The 17,181-nt window shown below is 50.5% G+C and carries 16 protein-coding genes; 7 read left to right on the plus strand and 9 right to left on the minus strand.

Annotation, left to right across the window (positions count from 1 at the left end):
• The 6 genes from rsxC to blr form a co-directional block, all read right to left on the minus strand.
• Positions 1-1,831, minus strand: a 1,831-nt coding sequence (gene rsxC, locus AACU94_RS08355) for an electron transport complex subunit RsxC (RefSeq protein ID WP_135489261.1), incomplete at its 3' end; no start/stop codon positions are given.
• Positions 1,824-2,402 carry an electron transport complex subunit RsxB gene (gene rsxB / locus AACU94_RS08360; protein ID WP_130209361.1) on the minus strand — a complete coding sequence of 193 codons (579 nt, stop codon included), beginning with the start codon at positions 2,400-2,402 and terminating at the stop codon, positions 1,824-1,826. The genes rsxB and rsxC, both read right to left, overlap by 8 nt.
• Entirely contained in the window at positions 2,402-2,983 is a 582-nt protein-coding gene (rsxA, locus tag AACU94_RS08365; RefSeq protein WP_000133193.1) for an electron transport complex subunit RsxA, read from the minus strand. The genes rsxB and rsxA overlap by 1 nt, the downstream gene beginning before the upstream one ends.
• A gap of 76 nt (positions 2,984-3,059) precedes the next feature.
• Positions 3,060-3,500 (minus strand): DUF2569 domain-containing protein, encoded by a 441-nt coding sequence (locus tag AACU94_RS08370; RefSeq protein ID WP_130209359.1) that lies wholly within the window; start codon positions 3,498-3,500, stop codon positions 3,060-3,062.
• Positions 3,501-3,586: 86 nt separating this feature from the next.
• Positions 3,587-3,802 (minus strand): transcription modulator YdgT, encoded by a 216-nt coding sequence (gene ydgT / locus AACU94_RS08375; protein ID WP_064530017.1) that lies wholly within the window; start codon positions 3,800-3,802, stop codon positions 3,587-3,589.
• Positions 3,803-4,074: 272 nt separating this feature from the next.
• Positions 4,075-4,200: a division septum protein Blr gene (gene blr / locus AACU94_RS08380; protein WP_001296096.1), complete on the minus strand. Its 126-nt coding sequence runs from the start codon at positions 4,198-4,200 to the stop codon at positions 4,075-4,077.
• A 242-nt stretch (positions 4,201-4,442) separates the two neighbouring features.
• On the opposite strand from blr, the gene AACU94_RS08385 reads away from it, so the two are divergent.
• Positions 4,443-5,483, plus strand: coding sequence for an oxidoreductase (locus AACU94_RS08385; protein ID WP_064530016.1), 1,041 nt, complete (start codon positions 4,443-4,445; stop codon positions 5,481-5,483).
• Positions 5,484-5,518: 35 nt separating this feature from the next.
• On the opposite strand, the gene add is transcribed toward AACU94_RS08385, so the two are convergent.
• From add to malX, 3 genes are all read right to left on the minus strand, one after another.
• Positions 5,519-6,520 carry an adenosine deaminase gene (add, locus tag AACU94_RS08390; RefSeq protein ID WP_135489262.1) on the minus strand — a complete coding sequence of 334 codons (1,002 nt, stop codon included), beginning with the start codon at positions 6,518-6,520 and terminating at the stop codon, positions 5,519-5,521.
• 103 nt (positions 6,521-6,623) lie between these two features.
• Complete coding sequence (malY, locus tag AACU94_RS08395; RefSeq protein ID WP_135489263.1) at positions 6,624-7,796, minus strand: bifunctional maltose regulon transcriptional repressor/cystathionine beta-lyase MalY; 1,173 nt, start codon at positions 7,794-7,796, stop codon at positions 6,624-6,626.
• A gap of 9 nt (positions 7,797-7,805) precedes the next feature.
• Positions 7,806-9,398 carry a PTS maltose transporter subunit IICB gene (gene malX / locus AACU94_RS08400; protein ID WP_130219031.1) on the minus strand — a complete coding sequence of 531 codons (1,593 nt, stop codon included), beginning with the start codon at positions 9,396-9,398 and terminating at the stop codon, positions 7,806-7,808.
• A gap of 174 nt (positions 9,399-9,572) precedes the next feature.
• Here malX and malI point away from each other — a divergent pair, with 174 nt between their 5' ends.
• The 6 genes from malI to uidC all read left to right on the plus strand — a co-directional run bounded on the left by malI (position 9,573) and on the right by uidC (position 17,171).
• Entirely contained in the window at positions 9,573-10,601 is a 1,029-nt protein-coding gene (gene malI, locus AACU94_RS08405) for a mal regulon transcriptional regulator MalI (protein WP_130219033.1), read from the plus strand.
• Positions 10,602-10,712: 111 nt separating this feature from the next.
• On the plus strand, positions 10,713-11,480 hold the full coding sequence (gene hdhA, locus AACU94_RS08410) for a 7-alpha-hydroxysteroid dehydrogenase (RefSeq protein WP_135489264.1): 768 nt from the start codon (positions 10,713-10,715) through the stop codon (positions 11,478-11,480).
• A gap of 233 nt (positions 11,481-11,713) precedes the next feature.
• Positions 11,714-12,301, plus strand: coding sequence for a DNA-binding transcriptional regulator UidR (gene uidR, locus AACU94_RS08415; RefSeq protein WP_130209345.1), 588 nt, complete (start codon positions 11,714-11,716; stop codon positions 12,299-12,301).
• 384 nt (positions 12,302-12,685) lie between these two features.
• On the plus strand, positions 12,686-14,497 hold the full coding sequence (uidA, locus tag AACU94_RS08420) for a beta-glucuronidase (RefSeq protein ID WP_135405870.1): 1,812 nt from the start codon (positions 12,686-12,688) through the stop codon (positions 14,495-14,497).
• Positions 14,494-15,867, plus strand: coding sequence for a glucuronide transporter (gene uidB, locus AACU94_RS08425; RefSeq protein ID WP_130219039.1), 1,374 nt, complete (start codon positions 14,494-14,496; stop codon positions 15,865-15,867). Before uidA ends, uidB begins: the two co-directional genes overlap by 4 nt.
• Positions 15,868-15,905: 38 nt before the next feature.
• A complete protein-coding gene (gene uidC / locus AACU94_RS08430) occupies positions 15,906-17,171 on the plus strand; it encodes a glucuronide uptake porin UidC (RefSeq protein WP_135489265.1) in 1,266 nt (421 codons plus the stop codon).
• Positions 17,172-17,181 lie beyond the last annotated feature (10 nt).

Here is a 17,181-nt window from a genome sequence, read left to right on the forward strand (position 1 = left end):
CTTCGTTAGCAGGCTGTTGCTCCTGCTTGCGCGCTTTAGCACGGGCGATAGCCGCTTCGACGGCAGCTTTACGCGGGTCAACCTGTTCCTGCGGTTCTTCGTTAGCAGGCTGCTGCTCCTGCTTGCGTGCTTTGGCGCGAGCAATTGCGGCTTCCACTGCCGCTTTACGCGGATCGGCAACCGTTGCGGCTTCGTTAGTCTGTTGCAATTCAGCCTGTTTCGCTCTGGCTTGCGCTTTACGCGCTTCCCGTGCCGCAATAATCGCGCTGTTATCCGGGCGTTCGCCAGCTTTTATCACAATAGGTTGTGTGGCCTGGACCTGTTTTTCTTTTACGCGTGCCAGTGCCGCAGCAATCGCATCTTTGTCTTTGGCCGCAGGTTGAACCGCCGCGTTCTTGTGTCGTTCAAGACGCGCGGCTTTTTCACGTTCCAGACGTGCCTGACGAGCTTCAAAGCGTGCTTTTGCTTCGGCTGCGCGTTTTTCTTCCTGACGAATGGCGGCAATCTCGGCTTTTTCCTGACGGAAATATTGCACAAGAGGGATATTACTTGGGCAAACCCACGCACAGGCCCCGCATTCAATACAATCTGCAATGTTATGTGTGGTGGCTTTATCGTGCTGCTGACCTTTGCTGAACCAGTACAACTGTTGCGGCAGGAGATCTGCAGGGCAGGCATCAGCACAGGCGCTACAACGGATGCAGCTTTGTTCTTCCTGTGGTTCGCCAAGTTCATTGGCAGACGGTGCCAGTAAACAGTTGGTTATTTTTACGACCGGAACATCCAGCCACGGCAAGGTAAAACCCATTAGCGGGCCGCCCATAATCACCATTTGATCGGCAGAAGGGCAGAATCCTGCATCGTTCAATAAATGACGGACCGGCGTACCCAGTCGTGCCCAGACGTTGCCGGGGCGTGCAATTGCTTCGCCAGTCAGCGTCACGACACGCTCGGTAATCGGCTCGCCATCAATAACGGCACGTTTCACTGCGTAAGCCGTGCCGACGTTTTGCATTAACACGCCGATATCTGATGAACGACCGCCGTGTGGAACCTGCTTTCCGGTCAGGATGTAGGTTAACTGTTTGGCGCCGCCAGAAGGATATTTGGTCGGAATAACTCGCAGAGAAATATCGTGAGAATCCGCCAACACCGCACGCAGCATGGAAATTGCCTGCGGTTTGTTATCTTCAATTCCGATCAGAATTTCGCGTGGCTGTAGAATATGCGCAAGAATGCGAATACCTTCCACGACCTGGGCGGCGCAATCCTGCATCAGTCGGTCATCGGCGGTAATATACGGCTCGCATTCTGCGGCATTAATGATCAACGTTTCGATTTTATCGCCGCCGCCCTGCAATTTAACGCCAGTAGGGAAGCCAGCACCACCCAGTCCGGCGACGCCAAATTGATGAATGCGTTCGATTAATTCTTCCCGACTGCGTGAGCGGTAATCGGCCCAACCGTCACGTGGGATCCAGCAATCTTCCCCATCGGCGTCAATAATCACGCTTAATTCAGCCAATGCCGATGGATGGGCAGTAGAGTGGGGCGCAATAGCCGTAACGGTGCCAGACGTTGGTGCGTGAACCGGTAGCATTTTGCCGCGTCCACGGGTGAGTGGCTGTCCGCGCAGTACCTTATCACCAACGTTAACGCACAGCTCGCCTTCAGCACCAATATGCTGTTTAAGTGGAATAACCAATCGCTGCGCCAGCGGAACCTGGCGCAGGGGAGTACCGTTGGACTGAGTTTTCATCTCCGGTGGATGAATGCCGCCATCGAAGTCCCAGATTTTATTTTTTTTGAAAGCAGAGAATAACTTAAGCATGGTGTTCCACGGGAATGATGCGCACGGGAATGGTGTTCAGATCCCATTTCCAGCTGTCTGGCGTTTCTGCAACCGGTTGTAAGGAGATGCAATGCGTTGGGCATGGGTCTACACACAGATTACAACCTGTGCACAGATCGCTCATGACGGTATGCATTGCTCGGGTAGCGCCGACAATGGCGTCCACCGGACACGCCTGAATACACTTAGTGCAGCCGATACAGTTATTTTCATCGATAACCGCTACCATACGCGCAGGCGTCAACTCTTGCGCTTCGCCATCCAGCGGCTGCGGTTCGACGTTGAGCAACTCGGCAATTTTCAGCATTACTGCTTCGCCACCAGGGGCGCAGCGGTTGATTTTTTCACCGTTGCAACTGATAGCCTCCGCATACGGGCGACAGCCAGGATAACCGCATTGACCACACTGGCTCTGCGGTAAAATTTCGTCAATTTTCTCAACGACCGGATCGTCTTCCACCGCAAAACGGCGGGAGGCATAACCCAGAATGGCGCCAAACGCCAGGCCCAGCAGGCTGATGGCGGCAACGGCAATCCAGATAGCATTCATTACAACTTCACCAAACCACTAAAGCCCATAAAGGCCAGAGACATAAGACCTGCGGTAATCAGCGCAATGGCATTACCACGAAAAGGTGCCGGGACATCAGCCACAGCCAGGCGCTCGCGGATGGCTGCGAAAAGCACCATCACCAACGAGAAGCCGACAGCTGCTGAAAAACCGTACAGCGCCGACTGCAAGAAATTATGCCCGAGATTAATATTCAGCAACGCGACACCAAGCACCGCACAGTTGGTGGTAATAAGCGGCAGAAAAATCCCCAGCAGACGATAAAGTACCGGGCTGGTTTTACGCACTACCATCTCGGTGAACTGCACGACAACAGCGATCACTAAAATAAACGCTAGCGTGCGCAGGTAAATCAGATTGAGTGGAATCAAGATCCACGTGTCGATAAGCCAGGCGCAAATTGACGCCAGCGTCATCACAAATGTTGTTGCCAGCCCCATCCCCATTGCAGTTTCCAGCTTTTTGGAAACGCCCATAAACGGACAGAGGCCCAGAAACTTAACCAGTACAAAGTTATTGACCAGTACAGTTCCGACAAACAGTAACAGGTAGTCAGTCATTTTTCGGCCTGAAATAAAAAAGCCGCCTATTATCCGTTAATCCAGAGCAGGCGACAACAGGTTAACTGTAAGGTTATTACGGATTCACAAACGTCGCTTTGACCCGCAACGAGCGTTTGAAATAGGGGACTATCAATGCGGTTGCCAGCAAAGTGAACAACAACTGGCGCACGGCTACGCCATCTGCTACTGGCGAAAAAGCGAAGGTTTTAACAGCCAGTAATACGGAGATCAGTAGCCAGATAATATAGTGTTTAGGAACACAACGCCGACGTTTAAAGAAAGCGATGGTCAACCACAAAGTGTAATACCACATAGCGATGGCGGTAATAAAAGAAACGCCCCATAAGATTTGCGTTGTCAGTGCTTGTTCGCCGATCGTTTTATATGTTTGAGGAGAAGATAACGCTGCGGTATACAGTAACAGCGTCAGCGTCGTACTCAATAGAGCGACTAACAGCCAGGCCAAAGGGCCAAGCAACCAGCCTCCAATACGTTGTGGCGTTGTGGTGGTCATAGGTTCTCCAGAATAGCGACAGCAAACAGGCAAATCTAATTTTAAGGGCGTTATTATAAGGTTTTTATTATCAATCGCTACTTTCTTTATTGGACATAATGCCAGACGGACTTCGGCACCTGGCCCAGGTCAAACAAACGCCCGCCAGACACCAGCTCTGCGCGGCGGTGATCGGCGGCGCGATACATGTTGATAAGGTCCTGATCGTCCGTCAGTGTGTAATTAAGATGATCGTAGAGTTTTTCCAGGCTTTCGAGTGAACTGATTTTGCGAAATTTTAATAAGTAGTCCTGAACAGTCATAAAAGGCCCATAAAATAATTAATACCAAAGTGGTAGGTATTATATGTAATGATAAAACTTCACCAAAAGTGAACGCTTATGTAATAACAATAATAAGAATGTGCTGATGGTAAATATTCAGGGATAAAATACTGTCATGAAAAGAGTAACGCGCTTTACTATCCCTGCCAATCGCCGACAACACACCACAAGATAATAAATTCCTGGTTTAATACCCGACAAGTTTAAACATGCATCCGGACGGGCTGCATGCTGGTTTGCAAGTGCAGGTATTACTTATGTTGTACTGTTGTACTCTGTTCTGGCGGCTGGTAGTTGTCAATGTGACTCGCCACGCCAAGGAGAATGACAGAAACGACAAGAACGATCCAACCTGTTAATTCAATAAGACGATTCATTACTGCCCACATCTATGTTGAGTGATCCATTAACTTCAGGGGGTAAATGTTACTTAGCAATAATTGCCCCAGCAAGATTTTTGCTGAGGTTTTTGCGATATTTAGCTTTTATCATTAGAAAATTCGCCATTTCTTTGACTTAAGTTAAATAACATCCCTTATTGCGGGCAGGTTATTAAACTGTTGAGAGAGGGTAAAGGATAGTGTCAAATAGCGATCGTACTTCTCTGAGAGGCAATGACATGAGCGACAACATCCGTGTTGGGTTGATTGGGTATGGTTATGCGAGCAAAACCTTCCATGCGCCCCTGATAGCGGGCACGCCCGGACTAGAACTGGCAGTAATTTCCAGCAGTGACGAAACAAAAGTAAAAGCCGACTGGCCAACAGTGACGGTTGTCTCTGAACCAAAGCATCTTTTTAATGATCCCAACATAGACTTGATTGTCATTCCCACACCAAATGATACCCATTTCCCGTTAGCCAAAGCGGCGCTTGAAGCGGGTAAACATGTGGTCGTCGACAAGCCTTTTACCGTGACACTGTCACAAGCTCGAGAACTGGATGCGTTAGCAAAAAGTCTGGGTCGCGTATTGTCGGTGTTTCATAATCGTCGCTGGGATAGCGATTTTTTGACACTAAAAGGTTTGCTCGCAGAAGGCTCGCTGGGTGAAGTTGCGTACTTTGAGTCTCATTTTGACCGCTTCCGGCCGCAGGTGCGCGATCGCTGGCGTGAACAGGGCGGCCCTGGCAGCGGTATCTGGTATGATTTGGCACCGCATTTGCTCGATCAAGCTATTACGCTTTTTGGCTTACCCGTCAGTATGACGGTGGATTTAGCACAGTTGCGCCCGGGGGCGCAGTCGACTGATTATTTCCACGCCATTTTGTCCTACCCACAGCGGCGGGTCATTTTACACGGCACCATGTTGGCGGCAGCTGAGTCAGCGCGTTATATCGTGCATGGCTCTCGTGGCAGCTATGTTAAATACGGTCTCGATCCGCAGGAAGAGCGGTTGAAAAATGGTGAGCGTCTGCCGCAGGAAGACTGGGGCTACGATATGCGTGACGGTGTACTAACCCGCGTTGAAGGCGAGGAACGTGTTGAAGAAACGCTGTTGACCGTGCCGGGGAATTATCCGGCTTACTATGCTGCCATTCGTGATGCGTTGAATGGCGACGGTGAAAACCCGGTGCCAGCAAGTCAGGCCATTCAGGTAATGGAGTTGATTGAGCTGGGCATCGAATCCGCCAAACATCGCTCGACTTTGTGCCTTGCTTGAAAAGGGGATGGTGCAATTAGCACCATCCATTTTTGTTACTCCGCTGCGACTTTTTCTCGCAGTGCGCGTTTTTCCTCTGCGCTGAGGAAAGCCATTTCCAGACCATTAATCTGCGCCTGGCGGATTTGCTCGCGAGATAAACCTGCAGCGGGCGCGGCAACGGTATATTCGTGAATGATATCGACGCCCTGAACACCCGGGTCGTCGGTGTTAATACTGGCGCAGATACCATGCTCAAGGAAAGTTTTCAGCGGATGTGCCGCCAGAGATGCCACGGTACTGGTCTGAATATTGGAGGTCAGGCAGGATTCTATGCCAATTTGTTGCTCGGCGAGGAAATCCATCAGCGCCCGGTCTTCAATGGCTTTTACGCCGTGCCCAATGCGTTCAGCTCCCAGTTCACGAATGGCTTGCCAGATACTTTCTGCCCCGGCAGCTTCGCCTGCGTGGACGGTAATATGCCAGCCTGCATCACGCGCGTGGTTGAAGTGAGAGAGGAACAAACTCCCAGGAAAACCAAGTTCATCACCGGCTAAATCCAGTGCGGTAATCTGATCACGGTGGGCTAAAAATGCCTCCAGCTCTTGCTGGCAGGCAGCTTCGCCAAAGGTCCGGCTCATAATGCCGATAAGTTTCGCCTGCACACCAAAGGTGCGGCAACCTTCACGTACGCCGTCAATAACGGCTTCGACAACGCCCGCAACAGGCAACTGATGCGTCATTGCCATATAACCTGGCGAAAAACGCAGTTCGACATAGTGCAGACCGTTTCGGGCAGCATCTTCAATATTTTCAAACGCCACGCGACGGCATGCGTCGAGCGAGGCGAGAACTTTAACGCCCCAGTCAAGCTTAGTCAGAAAACTCACCAGATCGGGTTCGTTGGCAATGACCTGAACGTGTGGAATTAGCGTTTCCAGGGATTGTGCAGGTAGCGAGATATTATACTGGCGGCCAAGTTCAAGGATGGTCTGGGGACGAATGTTGCCATCAAGGTGGCGATGGATATCAGTTAATGGCAGGGTGGTATCAATCATGGTCGCACTCTTTTTCTGGATATAAAAGTGCGCACCATTATAAAAACAAAGCAGGGTAAAAATCTACGATTGCGCAACGATTATTTGCGTTGCGCAATCGCAATTAGCGTACAGCTCGGATGGCGTTAATTAATCCAGCGACACCTTTTTCCAGTTTAGAACGTGGGCATCCGGCATTGAGCCGAACAAAGCCACGGCCTTCTTCACCGTAGGTATATCCCGGCATGATTGCGACTTTTTCTTGTTCAATCAGGGCTTTTTGCAACGCGTTGTCATCAATGTTCAACGGACGTAAATCAAGCCATGCGAGATAAGTGGATTGGGGAATCTGCCAGTTGAGTTCAGGGAACGCGGCGTTCATCGTCTCTGCGATATACGTCAGGTTATCTTTCAGATAGACGCGTAAGGCATCAAGCCATGGCGCGCCTTGCTGATAGGCGGCGATATGGGCGGTTAACGCCAGTACCGCAGGGGAGGAAAGCCCATCACGGCTTTTCAGGGCCGATAAATACGCTTCACGGCTGTCGTTATTTTCAATAATCCCGTAAGCCCCGGTCAGAGCCGGAATATTGAAACTTTTCGAACCAGAAGTTAGTAGCGCCCAGTCGCCGCGAGCTACATTGCTCCAGGGAATATGCGGTTGCTCACCCCATACCATATCCATATGGATTTCATCGGAGATAACGCGCACACCATAGCGTTCGCACAGGTCAGCCATTGTTTCCAGTTCATCGCAAGTCCAGACTTTACCGGTAGGATTCTGAGGGCTACACAGGAGCATAATTTTACACTCCGGTTTCGCCAACACGGCTTCCAGTTTGCCCATATCGCAAAACCAGCCATCAACCTGCTTCTCTAAAGCAACGGGCATCACGGTGCGCTGATTACCTTCAATGGCTTTGTAAAATGCGTCGTAGGCCGGGGTATGGATCACCACGCCTTCACCGACAGCGGACCACTGACGAATCAGTTCCGACACCATATAGATAACGGAAGGGCCATATACCACCGACTGCGTATCAATGGCGGTGTAATGCTGTGTGGAAAACCAGTGGGCGATAGCCGCGAGAAATTCATCGTTTTTCCAGCGACTGTAGCCAAACACGCCGTGCATCAGGCGCTGATTCAGCGCCTCGATAATGCAGGGAGCCGTGGCAAAATCCATGTCTGAAATCGTGAACGGTAACAGGTCAGCAGTGCCGAAACGGTCAGCGACATAATCCCACTGTGTGCACCATGTGCCATGACGATCCACGACCTTCGAAAAATCGAACATATCTTATCCTTATGCCTGAACAGTACGCATCAGACCGGCCATTTCATCTTTGACTGACTGAACTTGCGGCCCGATCACAACCTGCAGGTTATGTTGATTAAGTTGTACTACGCCAATTGCCCGATTGTCCTTCAGTGCCTGCACATTAACAAGGGACATATCTTTCACTGACAAACGCAGACGAGTAATGCAGTTATCGAGGCTGACAATATTGTCGGCACCGCCTAAGGCTTCGAGGATTGCCGGAACGTTGTAACCTGATTTACCCGGCGTACCGGCAACGGCTTTTTCGATTGAGCTGGCAATTTCGCTATCGCGGCCAGGGGTTTTCAAATTGAAGCGGGTGATAGCGAAACGGAAGATGACGTAGTAAACAACAAACCAGATTGCCGCCACCACTGGCACCATGTACCACTTGGTTGACAGGCCATGCAGAATACCGAACACCACAAAGTCGATGATATTACCGTCAGTATTACCGATGGTGACACCGAGCACAGACATGACGGTGAAGCCGAGGCCGGTTAACAGCGCGTGGATGACGTACAGAACTGGCGCTACGAACAGGAACAGGAATTCCAGCGGTTCGGTAGTGCCGCCAACAACACAGGCGATCAGGCCAGAAATCAGCAGGCCTTTAATTTTATGGCGATTTTCCGGGCGCGCACAGTGATACATCGCTAACGCTGCACCGGGCAGACCGCCGAGAAACGCAGGCATTTTGCCCTGCGAGAGGAAACGCGTGGCGCTTTCAGAGAAACCGTGAGTGGTCGGGCAACTCAATTGCGCCTGGAAGATGGTTAGTGCGCCGCTGACGGTTTGACCGCAGACTTCCTGCGTGCCGCCTGCGTCAGTAAAGCGAATTAATGCCACCAGAATGTGATGCAGACCAAACGGCAGCAGCAGACGTTCACCGGTACCAAACAGCATAGGTCCGAAATCACCCGCGCTGTTAATCATATGGCCTAAGCCGCTAATGCCCAGGGCGAAGATCGGCCAGACCAATGGAATCACCAGACCGACAAGGCCCATCACCAGCGAGGAGATGATTGGTACGAAGCGCGTACCGCCGAAAAACGCCAGCGCATCTGGCAGGCGGATATTATGGAAACGTTCATGCAGCATCCAGACGATAATACCGGCGATCACCGCACCGAGGATCCCTGTGTCGATCGACTGGATCCCAAGAATGCTTTGAATGTTATTGGCTTTCAGCACGGCAGCATCGGTGGTCGGCAGAATGCCTTTATTGGTCAACCAGAAGTTCACCGCCAGGTTCATCACTGCGTAACCAACAAAACCAGCGAACGCCGCGACGCCTTTGTTTTCGCGCGCCAGACCCAGCGGGATGGCGATACAGAACATCACTGGCAGGAAACTAAACGCGAACGAACCAACCTTGCTCATCCAGGTAAAGATGGCCTGCAGCACAGGGTTACCCAATGCCGGGATCAGTGTGATGACATCGTGACTACTAAGGGAACTGCCAATCCCCAACATAATGCCGCAGAACGACAGTAATGCGACAGGTAACATAAAGGTTTTGCCTAACTGCTGGAAGAATTCCCACAGCGTGACTTTCGGTGCTGCTTTCGCCGTCATAAAACGACTCCTCGTAGAGAACAATCTGGATTCAATAAATTGCGCGAGAAGATAAAACGTTTTATCAAATTTTAGTGAGGCATAAATCACATTACGCAACGATAATAGCGGGTATAAGATAAATAAAAGGTAAAACGTTTTATCTGTCACATAATCAGGGAGTAGGTCATCTGCATGGCTACCGCCAAAAAAATCACCATTCATGATGTTGCGCTCGCTGCGGGCGTGTCGGTCAGTACCGTTTCGCTGGTGCTTAGTGGCAAAGGGCGAATCTCTACCGCCACAGGAGAACGTGTTAACGCCGCCATTGAAGAACTGGGGTTTGTGCGCAATCGCCAGGCGTCGGCACTACGCGGCGGGCAGAGTGGTGTGGTTGGCTTAATTGTGCGTGACTTGTCTGCGCCGTTTTACGCCGAATTAACAGCCGGGCTGACGGAGGCACTGGAAGCGCAGGGGCGAATGGTTTTTTTGCTCCACGGCGGTAAAGACGGTGAGCAACTGACCCAGCGCTTTTCACTGCTGCTGAACCAGGGCGTCGATGGTGTCGTCATTGCCGGTGCGGCAGGGAGCAGTGATGACCTGCGGCGCATGGCAGAAGAAAAAGGTATCCCGGTGATTTTCGCTTCCCGCGCCAGCTATCTTGATGATGTTGATACTGTTCGCCCGGATAACATGCAGGCAGCACAGTTATTGACGGAGCATCTCATTCGCAATGGACACCAGCGTATTGCCTGGCTGGGAGGGCAAAGCTCCTCTTTAACCCGTGCGGAACGAGTGGGTGGCTATTGCGCGACACTATTAAAATTCAGCCTGCCATTTCACAGTGATTGGGTACTGGAGTGTGCCTCGAGTCAGAAGCAAGCTGCGGAAGCCATTACGGCGCTTTTGCGCCATAACCCGACCATCAGCGCCGTGGTTTGTTACAACGAAACTATTGCGATGGGGGCATGGTTTGGTTTGCTGAAAGCAGGGCGGCAAAGCGGGGAAAGTGGCGTCGATCGTTACTTTGAACAACAGGTTTCACTGGCGGCATTTACCGATGCGACGCCAACTGCACTTGATGATATACCCGTTACCTGGGCCAGCACGCCTGCGCGGGAACTTGGTACGACACTTGCGGATCGCATGATGCAAAAAATCACTCATGAAGAGACGCATTCACGTAATCTTATTATTCCTGCCCGGCTCATTGCGGCGAAATAATCCTCTCTTTATCTGCTATACCTGGTAGTGTCCTTTCCTCAAGGTTAATGATAAAAAATGTGGCACACAGGCGGTGCCTTTTATTTTTACTGAAGTTCACAGGAGGTTTATGTGTTTAATTCTGACAACCTGAGACTCGACGGAAAATGCGCCATCATTACAGGTGCGGGTGCAGGTATTGGTAAAGAAATCGCCATTACGTTCGCGACAGCTGGCGCATCTGTGGTGGTCAGTGATATTAACGCCGATGCGGCTAATCATGTTGTAGATGAAATTCAACAGTTGGGTGGGCAGGCATTTGCCTGGCGCTGTGATATTACTTCCGAACAGGAGTTATCTGCTCTGGCAGACTTTGCCATCAGTAAGCTGGGCAAAGTTGATATTCTGGTTAACAATGCTGGTGGTGGTGGTCCTAAACCGTTTGATATGCCAATGGCGGATTTCCGCCGCGCTTATGAACTGAATGTGTTTTCTTTTTTCCGTCTGTCACAACTCATTGCGCCTGAAATGGAAAAAAATGGCGGAGGCGTTATTTTGACCATCACATCTATGGCGGCAGAAAATAAAAATAAAAACATGACCTCCTATGCGTCATCTAAAGCGGCGGCCAGCCATCTGGTCAGGAATATGGCGTTTGACCTGGGTGAAAAAAATATTCGGGTGAATGGCATAGCGCCTGGGGCAATATTAACTGATGCCCTGAAATCCGTTATTACACCAGAAATTGAACAGAAAATGTTGCAGCACACGCCAATCAGGCGTCTGGGCCAACCGCAAGATATTGCCAACGCGGCGCTATTCCTCTGTTCACCAGCTGCCAGCTGGATAAGCGGGCAAATACTCACCGTCTCCGGCGGTGGGGTACAGGAACTGAATTAATACGCTAACAGGTCGGTAAACAACCGAGTGAGTGTTGTTTACCGACACCGCGTGTAGAGTAGGGAAAAACCTCTGCCAGACAACTGGTAGCCAAATTCCGCCTGCTGGTTGACCAATTATCGTGCAAATAGTAAACGAAACGGGCGTACCTTCGCACAATTCAACTGCAATGATAGGCGCTCACCGGACAACGCGGTAAACTAATTATTCATGCTAACTATATTGGTTTAACGATGGATAACATGCAAACTGAAGCACAACCGACACGGACCCGGATCCTCAATGCTGCCAGAGAGATTTTTTCAGAAAATGGATTTCACAGTGCCTCAATGAAAGCCATCTGTAAATCCTGCGCTATCAGTCCCGGGACGCTTTATCACCACTTCATTTCGAAAGAAGCCTTGATTCAGGCGATTATTCTCCAGGATCAGGAGAGGGCGTTGGCCCGCTTCCGGGAACCGATTGAAGGGATCCATTTCGTTGACTATATGGTCGAGTCGATAGTCTCTCTCACCCATGAAGCCTTTGGACAACGAGCGCTGGTGGTCGAAATTATGGCAGAAGGGATGCGCAATCCACAGGTTGCCACCATGCTTAAGAATAAACATCTGACCATCACGGAATGTATTGCCCAGCGCATGAGGGATGCCCAGCAAAAAGGCGAGATAAGCCCTGACATTAACACGGCAATGACCTCTCGTTTACTGCTGGATCTGACCTATGGCGTGCTGGCCGATATCGAAGCGGAAGACCTGGCGCGAGAAGCGTTATTTGCCCAGGGGCTGCGCGCGATGATTGGCGGTATCTTGACCGCATCCTGATCCTCACTTTCCGCGGGCAGGTTAAGAGAGGGCCCGCGTTCAATGTCTCAACACGGCTGAACAAAAAACGTTCTCCCCTGGTCGAAAAATCCCACTAAAACATTCGTCGAAACCATATGTCATGGGAATTTATCGCTTTATAAGCAATCGAACGAGCGTTCGATTGCTTATTTTGTGTCTTCTGTCAACGCTGTTTTAAAGATTAATGCGATCCATATCACGCTGTGGGTATTGCAGTTTTTGGTTTTTTGATCGCGGTGTCAGTTCTTTTTATTTCCATTTCTCTTCCATGGGTTTCTCACAGATAACTGTGTGCAACACAGAATTGGTTAACTAATCAGATTAAAGGTTGACCAGTATTTTTATCTTAATGAGGAGTCCCTTATGTTACGTCCTGTAGAAACCCCAACTCGTGAAATCAAAAAACTCGACGGCCTGTGGGCATTCAGCCTGGATCGGGAAAACTGTGGAATCTCTCAGCGTTGGTGGGAAAGCGCGTTACAAGAAAGCCGGGCAATTGCTGTGCCGGGCAGTTTTAACGATCAGTTCGCTGATGCAGATATTCGTAATTATGTGGGCAACGTCTGGTATCAGCGCGAAGTCTTTATACCGAAAGGTTGGACAGGCCAGCGTATCGTCCTGCGTTTCGATGCGGTCACTCATTACGGCAAAGTGTGGGTAAATAATCAGGAAGTGATGGAGCATCAGGGCGGCTATACGCCGTTTGAAGCCGATGTCACGCCGTATGTTATTGCCGGGAAAAGTGTACGTATTACCGTTTGTGTGAACAACGAACTGAACTGGCAGACTATCCCGCCGGGAATGGTGATTACCGACGAAAACGGCAAGAAAAAGCAGTCTTACTTCCATGATTTCTTTAACTACGCCGGGATCCATCGCAGCGTAATGCTCTACAGCACACCGAACACCTGGGTGGGCGATATCACCGTGGTGACGCATGTCGCGCAAGACTGTAACCACGCGTCTATTGACTGGCAGGTGGTGGCAAATGGTGATGTCAGCGTTGAACTGCGTGATGCGGATCAACAGGTTGTTGCGACTGGACAAGGCAACAGCGGGACTTTGCAAGTGGTGAATCCTCACCTCTGGCAACCGGGTGAAGGCTATCTTTATGAACTGTGCGTCACAGCCAAAAGCCAGACAGAGTGTGATATCTACCCGCTGCGCGTCGGCATCCGGTCAGTGGCAGTGAAGGGCGAACAGTTCCTGATCAACCACAAACCGTTCTACTTCACTGGTTTTGGTCGTCATGAAGATGCGGATTTACGCGGTAAAGGATTCGATAACGTGCTGATGGTGCACGATCACGCATTGATGGACTGGATTGGTGCCAACTCTTACCGTACCTCGCATTACCCTTACGCTGAAGAGATGCTCGACTGGGCTGATGAAAATGGCATCGTGGTGATTGATGAAACTGCTGCCGTCGGCTTTAACCTCTCTTTAGGCATTGGATTTGAAGCGGGTAACAAGCCAAAAGAACTCTACAGCGAAGAGGCCGTCAACGGGGAAACTCAGCAGGCGCACTTACAGGCGATTAAAGAACTGATTGCGCGTGACAAAAACCACCCCAGCGTGGTGATGTGGAGCATTGCCAACGAACCGGATACTCGCCCGCAAGGTGCACGGGAATATTTCGCACCACTGGCGGAGGCAACGCGTAAACTGGACCCGACGCGACCGATCACCTGTGTCAATGTAATGTTCTGCGACGCTCACACCGATACCATCAGCGATCTCTTTGATGTGCTGTGCCTGAATCGTTATTACGGTTGGTATGTCCAAAGCGGCGATTTGGAAACGGCAGAGAAGGTACTGGAAAAAGAACTGCTTGCCTGGCAGGAGAAACTGCATCAGCCGATTATCATCACCGAATACGGCGTGGATACGTTAGCGGGTCTGCACTCGATGTACACCGACATGTGGAGTGAAGAGTATCAGTGCGCATGGCTGGATATGTATCACCGCGTCTTTGATCGCGTCAGCGCCGTCGTCGGTGAACAGGTATGGAACTTCGCTGATTTTGCGACCTCGCAGGGCATTATGCGCGTTGGCGGCAACAAGAAAGGGATCTTCACCCGCGACCGCAAACCGAAATCGGCGGCTTTCCTGCTGCAAAAACGCTGGACTGGCATGAATTTCGGTGAAAAACCGCAGCAGGGAGGCAAACAATGAATCAACAACTCTCCTGGCGCACCATCGTCGGCTACAGCCTCGGTGACGTCGCCAATAACTTCGCCTTCGCAATGGGGGCGCTCTTCTTGTTGAGTTACTACACCGACGTCGCAGGCGTCGGTGCCGCTGCGGCGGGCACTATGCTGTTACTGGTGCGGGTATTCGATGCCTTCGCCGACGTCCTCGCCGGACGAGTGGTGGACAGTGTGAATACCCGCTGGGGAAAATTCCGCCCGTTTTTACTCTTCGGTACTGCGCCGTTAATGATCTTCAGCGTGCTGGTATTCTGGGTGCCGACCGACTGGAGCCATAGCAGCAAAGTTGTATATGCATATTTGACCTACATGGGCCTCGGGCTTTGCTACAGCCTGGTGAATATTCCTTATGGTTCACTTGCTACCGCGATGACCCAACAGCCACAATCCCGCGCCCGTCTGGGCGCGGCTCGCGGGATTGCCGCTTCATTGACCTTTGTCTGCCTGGCATTTCTGATAGGACCGAGCATTAAGAACTCCAGCCCGGAGGAGATGGTGTCGGTATACCATTTCTGGACGGTTGTGCTGGCGATTGCTGGAATGGTGCTTTACTTCATCTGCTTCAAATCGACGCGTGAAAATGTGGTGCGTATTGTGGCGCAGCCTTCGTTGAAGATCAGTCTGCAAACGCTGAAACGAAATCGCCCGCTGTTTATGCTGTGCATTGGGGCGCTGTGTGTGCTGATCTCGACCTTCGCGGTCAGTGCCTCATCGTTATTTTACGTACGCTACGTTTTGAATGATGCAGGATTGTTCACGGTGTTAGTGCTGGTACAGAACCTGGTCGGTACAGTGGCGTCGGCACCGCTGGTGCCGGGGATGGTCGCCAGGATCGGTAAAAAGAATACCTTCCTGATTGGCGCGCTGCTGGGGACTTGTGGTTACCTGCTGTTCTTCTGGGTATCCGTCTGGTCGCTGCCGGTGGCACTGGTTGCGTTAGCCATTGCCTCAATTGGTCAGGGCGTTACCATGACGGTGATGTGGGCGCTGGAAGCCGATACCGTAGAATATGGTGAATACCTGACTGGTGTGCGGATTGAAGGACTTACCTATTCGCTATTCTCATTTACGCGCAAATGCGGCCAGGCAATAGGAGGATCAATTCCCGCCTTTATTTTGGGATTAAGCGGATATATTGCCAATCAGGTGCAAACACCGGAAGTTATTATGGGGATCCGCACATCAATTGCCTTAGTACCCTGCGGGTTTATGCTACTGGCATTTATAATAATCTGGTTTTATCCGCTCACGGATAAAAAATTCAAAGAAATCGTAGTTGAAATTGATAATCGCAAACAAATGCAGCAGCAATTAATCAGCGATATCACTAATTAATATTCCATAAAAATAATCAGAACATCAAAGGTGCAACTATGAGAAAAATAGTGGCCATGACCGTTATTTGCCTGACGGCTGCCTCTGGCCTTACCACCGCTTACGCTGTACAACTGGCTGACGATGAAGCGGGACTACGCATCAGACTGAAAAATGAATTGCGCAGGGCCGACAAGCCCAGTGCTGGCACGGGAAGAGACATTTACGCATGGGTACAGGGAGGATTACTCGATTTTAATAGTGGCTATTATTCTAATATTATTGGTGTCGAAGGCGGGGCATATTATGTTTATAAATTAGGTGCTCGTGCTGATATGAGTACCCGGTGGTATCTTGATGGTGATAAAAGTTTTGGCTTTGCCCTGGGGGCAGTAAAAATAAAACCCAGTGAAAATAGCCTGCTTAAATTAGGTCGCTTCGGAACAGATTATAGTTATGGCAGCTTACCTTATCGTATTCCGTTAATTGCTGGTAGTTCGCAACGGACATTGCCGACTGTTTCCGAAGGAGCATTAGGTTACTGGGCGTTAACGCCAAATATTGAATTGTGGGGAATGTGGCGTTCACGAGTATTTTTATGGACCGATTCAACAACCGGTATTCGTGATGAAGGGGTTTATAACAGCCAGACGGGAAAATACGATAAACATCGCGCACGTTCTTTTTTAGCCGCCAGTTGGCATGATGATACCAGTCGCTATTCTCTGGGGGCATCGGTACAGAAAGATGTTTCCAATCAGATACAAAGTATTCTCGAGAAAAGCATACCGCTCGACCCGAATTATACGTTGAAAGGGGAGTTGCTCGGCTTTTATGCGCAACTCGAAGGCCTAAGTCGTAATACCAGCCAGCCCAATGAAACGGCGTTGGTTAGTGGACAATTGACCTGGAGCGCGCCGTGGGGAAGCGTATTTGGCAGTGGCGGTTATTTGCGTCATGCGATGAATGGAGCCGTGGTGGACACCGACATTGGCTATCCCTTTTCATTAAGTCTTGATCGTAACCGCGAAGGAATGCAGTCCTGGCAATTGGGCGTCAACTATCGTTTAACCCCGCAATTTACGCTGACATTTGCACCGATTGTGACCCGCGGCTATGAATCCAGTAAACGAGACGTGCGGATTGAAGGCGCGGGTATCTTAGGTGGCGTGAACTATCGGGTTAGTGAAGGGCCGCTACAAGGGATGAATTTCTTTCTTGCAGCCGATAAAGGACGGGAAAAGCGTGACGGCAGCGCGTTGGGCGATCGCCTGAATTACTGGGATGTGAAAATGAGCATTCAGTATGACTTTATGCTGAAGTGAGAAAAAACGC

The organism is Escherichia sp. E4702, assembly GCF_963883545.1.
Lineage (GTDB): Bacteria > Pseudomonadota > Gammaproteobacteria > Enterobacterales > Enterobacteriaceae > Escherichia.

Bases quoted from the DNA above. Each gene is read 5' to 3' on its own strand.
- rsxB (WP_130209361.1), bottom strand. From the start codon at position 2,402: ATGAATGCTATCTGGATTGCCGTTGCCGCCATCAGCCTGCTGGGCCTG.
- rsxA (WP_000133193.1), bottom strand. From the start codon at position 2,983: ATGACTGACTACCTGTTACTGTTTGTCGGAACTGTACTGGTCAATAAC.
- AACU94_RS08370 (WP_130209359.1), bottom strand. From the start codon at position 3,500: ATGACCACCACAACGCCACAACGTATTGGAGGCTGGTTGCTTGGCCCT.
- ydgT (WP_064530017.1), bottom strand. From the start codon at position 3,802: ATGACTGTTCAGGACTACTTATTAAAATTTCGCAAAATCAGTTCACTC.
- blr (WP_001296096.1), bottom strand. From the start codon at position 4,200: ATGAATCGTCTTATTGAATTAACAGGTTGGATCGTTCTTGTCGTTTCT.
- AACU94_RS08385 (WP_064530016.1), top strand. From the start codon at position 4,443: ATGAGCGACAACATCCGTGTTGGGTTGATTGGGTATGGTTATGCGAGC.
- add (WP_135489262.1), bottom strand. From the start codon at position 6,520: ATGATTGATACCACCCTGCCATTAACTGATATCCATCGCCACCTTGAT.
- malY (WP_135489263.1), bottom strand. From the start codon at position 7,796: ATGTTCGATTTTTCGAAGGTCGTGGATCGTCATGGCACATGGTGCACA.
- malX (WP_130219031.1), bottom strand. From the start codon at position 9,398: ATGACGGCGAAAGCAGCACCGAAAGTCACGCTGTGGGAATTCTTCCAG.
- malI (WP_130219033.1), top strand. From the start codon at position 9,573: ATGGCTACCGCCAAAAAAATCACCATTCATGATGTTGCGCTCGCTGCG.
- uidR (WP_130209345.1), top strand. From the start codon at position 11,714: ATGGATAACATGCAAACTGAAGCACAACCGACACGGACCCGGATCCTC.
- uidA (WP_135405870.1), top strand. From the start codon at position 12,686: ATGTTACGTCCTGTAGAAACCCCAACTCGTGAAATCAAAAAACTCGAC.
- uidB (WP_130219039.1), top strand. From the start codon at position 14,494: ATGAATCAACAACTCTCCTGGCGCACCATCGTCGGCTACAGCCTCGGT.
- uidC (WP_135489265.1), top strand. From the start codon at position 15,906: ATGAGAAAAATAGTGGCCATGACCGTTATTTGCCTGACGGCTGCCTCT.